General features: G+C 71.4%; 4 protein-coding genes. 1 reads left to right on the top strand and 3 read right to left on the bottom strand.

Annotation, left to right across the window (positions count from 1 at the left end):
* Both WML84_RS12540 and WML84_RS12535 read right to left on the bottom strand, forming a co-directional pair.
* A partial coding sequence (locus WML84_RS12540) for a serine hydrolase (protein WP_347346478.1) occupies nucleotides 1-1,122 on the bottom strand: 1,122 nt, incomplete at its 3' end.
* A gap of 17 nt (nucleotides 1,123-1,139) precedes the next feature.
* Nucleotides 1,140-2,582: a cytosine permease gene (locus WML84_RS12535; protein WP_347346476.1), complete on the bottom strand. Its 1,443-nt coding sequence runs from the start codon at nucleotides 2,580-2,582 to the stop codon at nucleotides 1,140-1,142.
* Nucleotides 2,583-2,688: 106 nt separating this feature from the next.
* On the opposite strand from WML84_RS12535, the gene WML84_RS12530 reads away from it, so the two are divergent.
* Nucleotides 2,689-3,348, top strand: a complete 660-nt coding sequence (locus tag WML84_RS12530) for a TetR/AcrR family transcriptional regulator (protein WP_347346475.1) — start codon at nucleotides 2,689-2,691, stop codon at nucleotides 3,346-3,348.
* Here WML84_RS12530 and WML84_RS12525 read toward each other — a convergent pair.
* Nucleotides 3,336-4,943 carry an amidohydrolase gene (locus WML84_RS12525; RefSeq protein WP_347346477.1) on the bottom strand — a complete coding sequence of 536 codons (1,608 nt, stop codon included), beginning with the start codon at nucleotides 4,941-4,943 and terminating at the stop codon, nucleotides 3,336-3,338. The two genes, WML84_RS12530 and WML84_RS12525, sit on opposite strands and share 13 nt — an antisense overlap.
* Nucleotides 4,944-5,273 lie beyond the last annotated feature (330 nt).

Below are 5,273 nucleotides of genomic sequence, written 5' to 3'. Positions count from 1 at the left end.
CAGGTCGTGCCGGTTCTCGGTGTCGGGCTCGGGCCAGGTCGAGAGCTTGACGATCACGGAGTCCGTGCGGGGATCGAGCCACAGGTTCTGGCCGTGGATGCCGATGCCGCTGACGTTGCCGCGATCGTTGCCCATGCACCACCACTGCCGCGTGTAGTTGCCGTGGGCGAAGCCGCCGGGGAACGCCGATCCGGCCATGGCCGCGGGGTCGCCGCCGCGCAGGATCGCGTCCGCCCACGCCCGCGACACGATCCTGCCGCCGGGTGCGTCGCCGCCGTCGAGCACAGCCCTGCCGACGCGGGCGAGATCGCGCGCCGTGCAGGAGATGCCGCCGTTGGCGAACCCGAAGCCGGCGCGGTCGACCGTGATCGTGGCATCCCGATCGGCGTCGAGCCTCGACCAGAGCCGTGCCGACAGCGCTTCGCCGTACCGCAGTCCGGTGACCCGCTCGACGATCCACGCGAGCACGTCGGTGTCGGCCGAGCAGTACTGGAACGTCCCCACCGATCCGTCGCCGCGCAGCGTGGTCAGGAACGCGTAGGTGTCCGCCGGGTCTCCCTCGCGCCGGCTGCGCCAGCCCGCGGACCGGTCGTGCGTCTGCACCTCGGCGAACGGATCGACGTAGTCCTCGCTGTAGTCGATGCGGATGGTCATGTCCAGGGCGTGCTGCACGGTCGGTCCGTCGTACGCCGATCCGGCGAGCTCGGGCACGTAGTCGGTGATGGCGCGCGCGGGATCGATCGCGCCCTCGTCGACGAGTCCGCCCACGACGAGTCCGCACAGCGACTTCGAGACGCTCATGACCAGGTGGCGGTCGTCGCGGGAGAAGCCGGCCCGATGGTACTCGGCGACCACGTCGGAGCCGCGCAGCACCAGGAACGCGTTGGTGTGGGTCTGCTCGAGCCGCCGTTCCAGGTCGGGGACGAGAGCGGACAGGCCGCCGAGGCGCACCGTCGCGGCGTGGGGCGCCGCCGGGCTGGTCCGCGAGATCGTCGCCGTCGGGACGAGCTCGCCGAGGTGGGCGAACGCCCAGCGGTTGTGCGGCGCCTCCTGCCACGTGTCGAGCGTGGGCTCGCCGGCGGCCGCACCCGGGTAGCGGGCAGGGTGGATGCCGGTGTCCACGGCGCCGCGCGGCGCGCTCACATTCGTCCTCGTGTCTCGATCGAGCCCAGCCGCGTGCGCGCGAGTCCCGCGTAGGTCGCGGCCGACACCGCCATCCCGAGCGGCACGGACAGGTCGATGTATCCCATCGCCGCCGAGATCGGGCCGGTCCACACGTCGGTCGACAGACACAGGGCGGTCGTGACGCCGCCGAGCACGACCGCGCTCATGCCCGGCACGCTCCAGCCGCCGGCGTACCAGAACGGGCTCGTCCGAGTCTGGTCGAACAGCTCGGCACCGTCGTACCTGTTGCGGCGCATCACGATGTCGGTCGTGAAGATCGCCATGGCGGGGCCCGAGATGATCACGAGGAACTGCAGCATGAGGTTCACGGCATCCAGCAGGCTCGTCGACATCACGAGGTAGATCGTGAGCGCGGTGCCCATGACGCCGACGACGACGGCGGACGGGATCCGTCGGATCGGGATGCCGACCGCCTGGAGCGCCATGCTCGACGTGTAGGTGGTCATGCCGTTGAGCGAGACGGTGTTGACGACGACGCCGACGACCAGCAGCACGCCGAGCCAGCCGGGAAGCATGTCGAGGAGCGCGGCTTCGATGCCCGCGTCCATCGCCACCGCGTCGACGCCCGTGGCCAGGAGGGCGCCCACCGCGGTGAAGACGATGCAGGGGATCGCGCCGCCCAGCGCGGTGGCGGCGATGATGTGCGACGGCTTGGTCGAACGGGGGAGGTAGCGGGCGATGTCGGGGCTGTTGGCGTAGGAGAGGGGCGTGGAGGCGAGGATCGTGAACCCGATCGTGACCGCCGACCACAGTCCGACCCCGCCGAGCGGCTCGGGCGCGCGGTAGGCCCAGTCGACGTGCGGCAGGATGAACGCCGTCACGAGCAGGAAGACGACGATCAGGGCGATCGAGACCACCGGGTAGATCCGCAGGATGAGTCCGTGCCCGTAGACGGCGACCAGCACGGTGATCGCCGAGACCACGAGGGTGACGGCGATCGGGACGACGACGGGGTCGGTGAGACCCATCCCGGCCAGGAGATCCGCCCCCATGAACGAGGAGGCGAGCCAGTTGAGCGCGAGGAACACCGCGGAGATGAGCCAGCCGGTGAAGGCGACGATGACCTTGTTGCCGATGACGCCGTAGAGCGCGCGCGTGACGACCGAGCCCGATGTGCCCGCGGCGGGTCCGCTGATGGCCACCGTGCCCGTGAAGATCCACGGGACCGCCCCGGCGACGATCACGAGAAGGGCCTGCCAGAGCTCGAGGGCCAGCAGGATCATCGTCGCGCCGATCGTGAAGTTCAGGATGCTCACGTTGGGCGCCGCCCACACCCAGAACAGATCCCGGGCGCGACCGTGGCGTTCGGCATCGCCGATGAGCTCGATCCCCCGCGTCTCGGGCCGGCTGGCGGTGTCGACGAACTCGTCGCTCTCGGTGCGGGACGTGTGCGGCACGAGTATCCTCTCGGGCAGCCCACGACGACTCCGTCCGAGCGGACCTCGTTATTGGTCACGAGGTCAATGGGCTATTGGTCGCTTATCCAATAGCATGAGAGGAATCATGTCAAGCTCTGATCGACCACGGTTTCGCAAGAGTCCGGACGAGCGGCGCGAGGAGATCCTGGCGTCCGCGGCGGCGATCGCGCTCGCGGACGGGCTGGAGCGGATCACCCTGCGCGCCGTGGCCGCCCGCCTCGGCGTGCGACCCGGGCTGATCACGCACTACTACCCGGTGGCGGAGGACCTCGTCATCGCCGCGTTCGTCCGTGCCGCCGCCCAGGAGCGCGAGCAGCTGATCGCCGCCGAGGGCGACCCGATGCAGCGGATGGCGCGGTTCGCCGCTCGCATCGAGAGCCCGGTGTCGTCGTCCCTCTCGCGTCTCTGGCTCAACGCGCGCCATCTCTCCCGCTTCACCCCCGCGCTCGCCGCGGCCATCGAGGTGCAGGAGGTGCTGGACCGGGAGCGACTGCTGATGCTCATCGAGGACGGCGTCACCGCCGGAGTGTTCTTCCCCGAGCGGCCGTTCGCCGCATGCGTCCGGATCTTCATGGCGATCGACGGCTTCGGCGCGTACATCAACGACCTGCGCGTGTTCACCGAGCCGTCCTACGCGCACTTCGTCACGGACGTCGCCGAATGGGCGCTGCGACTGGAGCCCGGGACGTTGCGCGCCGCAGTGGCCGCGCTGCCGGACGGGCCGTCGGATGCCTATCGCTCGTAGACCGTGCGGCCGCCCACCACGGTGCGCACGACGCGCGCGCTGAGCAGCTCGTCGGCGTCGAGGGCGAAGACGTCGCGATCGAGCACCACGAAGTCCGCATACAGGCCCGCCGCGAGCCGTCCGTAGTCGTGCTCCGCGCGACACGCCCACGCGGCGTCTCTCGTGGCGTGCTCGATGGCCGCGACGAGCGGCACCGCGTATCCCGGCACGTTGGGCTCGAGCGCGGGATCGAGGGCCGAGCGCCGCGTCGTCGCGACGAACATGTTCGCCAGCGGCGCCTGCGGCGACGTGGGCGAGTCGGTGCCGAAGACGAGAGTGGCACCGGCATCCGTCATCTCGGGCCAGGGGAAGCCGCGCGCCACGCGCGCATCGCCCAGCCTCGCGCGCCAGTTGGCCTGGATCGCCGGATCGGCGTGGACGGGCTGCATGCTGGCCGTGATGCCGAGGGCGGCGAGCCTGGCGATCTCGCCTGTGCCGACGACCTCCAGGTGCTCGATGCGGTGACGCCGCGAACGCGGCCCGTTCGCGGCGACGGCGGCCTCGATCGCCGCGATCGCGATGCGGACCGCCTCGTCGCCGATCGCGTGCATCGCGATCTGCAGGTCGGCCGCATCGGCGGCGACGACGACCGGGATGAGCTCGTCGAGGCTCCAGATCGGGGCGACGAGCGAGCCGTCCGCGTAGGGGGCGCCGAGCGCCGCGGTGCAGCCGTCGACCGTGCCGTCGACCATGACCTTGATGCCGACGACGCGGAGCCATTCCGAGCTGCACGCTCGCGACAGCGCGATCGCGCGATCGACCTGCGCGAGGTCTGCGGCCGTGTCGCCCCGCGGCTGCACGCGCCAGTGCGCCGCGATGCGGGCGGTGAGCGCGCCGTCGCGGTCGGCGCGCGTCATCGCGGCCAGATCCCCCTCGTCGAGCGCCATCTCGGTGGTGGCCGTGACGCCGGTCTCTCGGTACGCGCGGAGGGCGGCCGCCAGGTAGCGGTCCTGGTCGGCCTCGGTCGTGACCTCGTCCAGCAAGGGCCACACCAGGCGGTGCATCGCCGTCTCGTCCACATACCCCGTCGCGTGGCCGACCTCGTCGCGGTGCACGGTGCCGCCGGACGGAGAGGGCGTGTCGTCGTCGATCCCCGTCTCGGTCAGAGCGGCCGTGTTGAGCCAGATCGAGTGGTAGTCGTACGACTGCGCGTACACGGGGCGGTCGGGCACGGCGGCATCGAGCATCTCGCGGTGCGGCGCCCCGCCGACCGCCGAGTGGATCCACCCGTGTGCGCGGATGCGCGGGGCCTCGGGGTGCGCCTCCGCCCACGCGCGGATGCGGCGCTGGATCTCGTGGAGGCTGTCGGCACCCCACAGGTCCACCTGCTGCGCGGCCTCGCCCGTGCCGACGACGTGCGCGTGCCCGTCGACGAAGCCCGGAAGGACGGTGGCGCCCGCAAGATCGATCTCGCGAGGCGATGCGCCGGCGATGCGCCGCGCGGTCGCCAGGTCGCCGACATACGAGATGCGATCGCCGCTCACCACGATCGCTTCGGCCCACCGACGCTCGTCGGCGGTGAACACTCGCGCGCCCACGTACAGGTCGTTCGTCACCATCGTCTCCCCACTCGACTCCGAGCAGATCGCCGCTCCGCCTCCGAGCGGGAGACGGCTCCGCGTCGACCCGACAGCACGCCGAAGCTATTGATCGTATGACCAATTGACCCTACACCACGGAGCGTGATGTCGTGGCGGGCGCCCGCCGGGACGGCGCCGCACGAACGCGCCTGGACGGCCTTCCCGCGCGGCGACGTCCCCGTCGGCCCGTCAGCGGTGCACGGCCGGGGGCGGCGGGGCGTCGAGCGCGCGGAGCATGCGCTCGAGCATCTCGCGGAGCTCGGAGCGCGACGGCTCGGCCAGATCGGTCGTGTACTCGACGCCGGG

Source organism: Microbacterium sp. (assembly GCF_039812165.1).
GTDB lineage: Bacteria > Actinomycetota > Actinomycetes > Actinomycetales > Microbacteriaceae > Microbacterium.
This window is presented reverse-complemented; position numbering and strand designations above follow the sequence as displayed.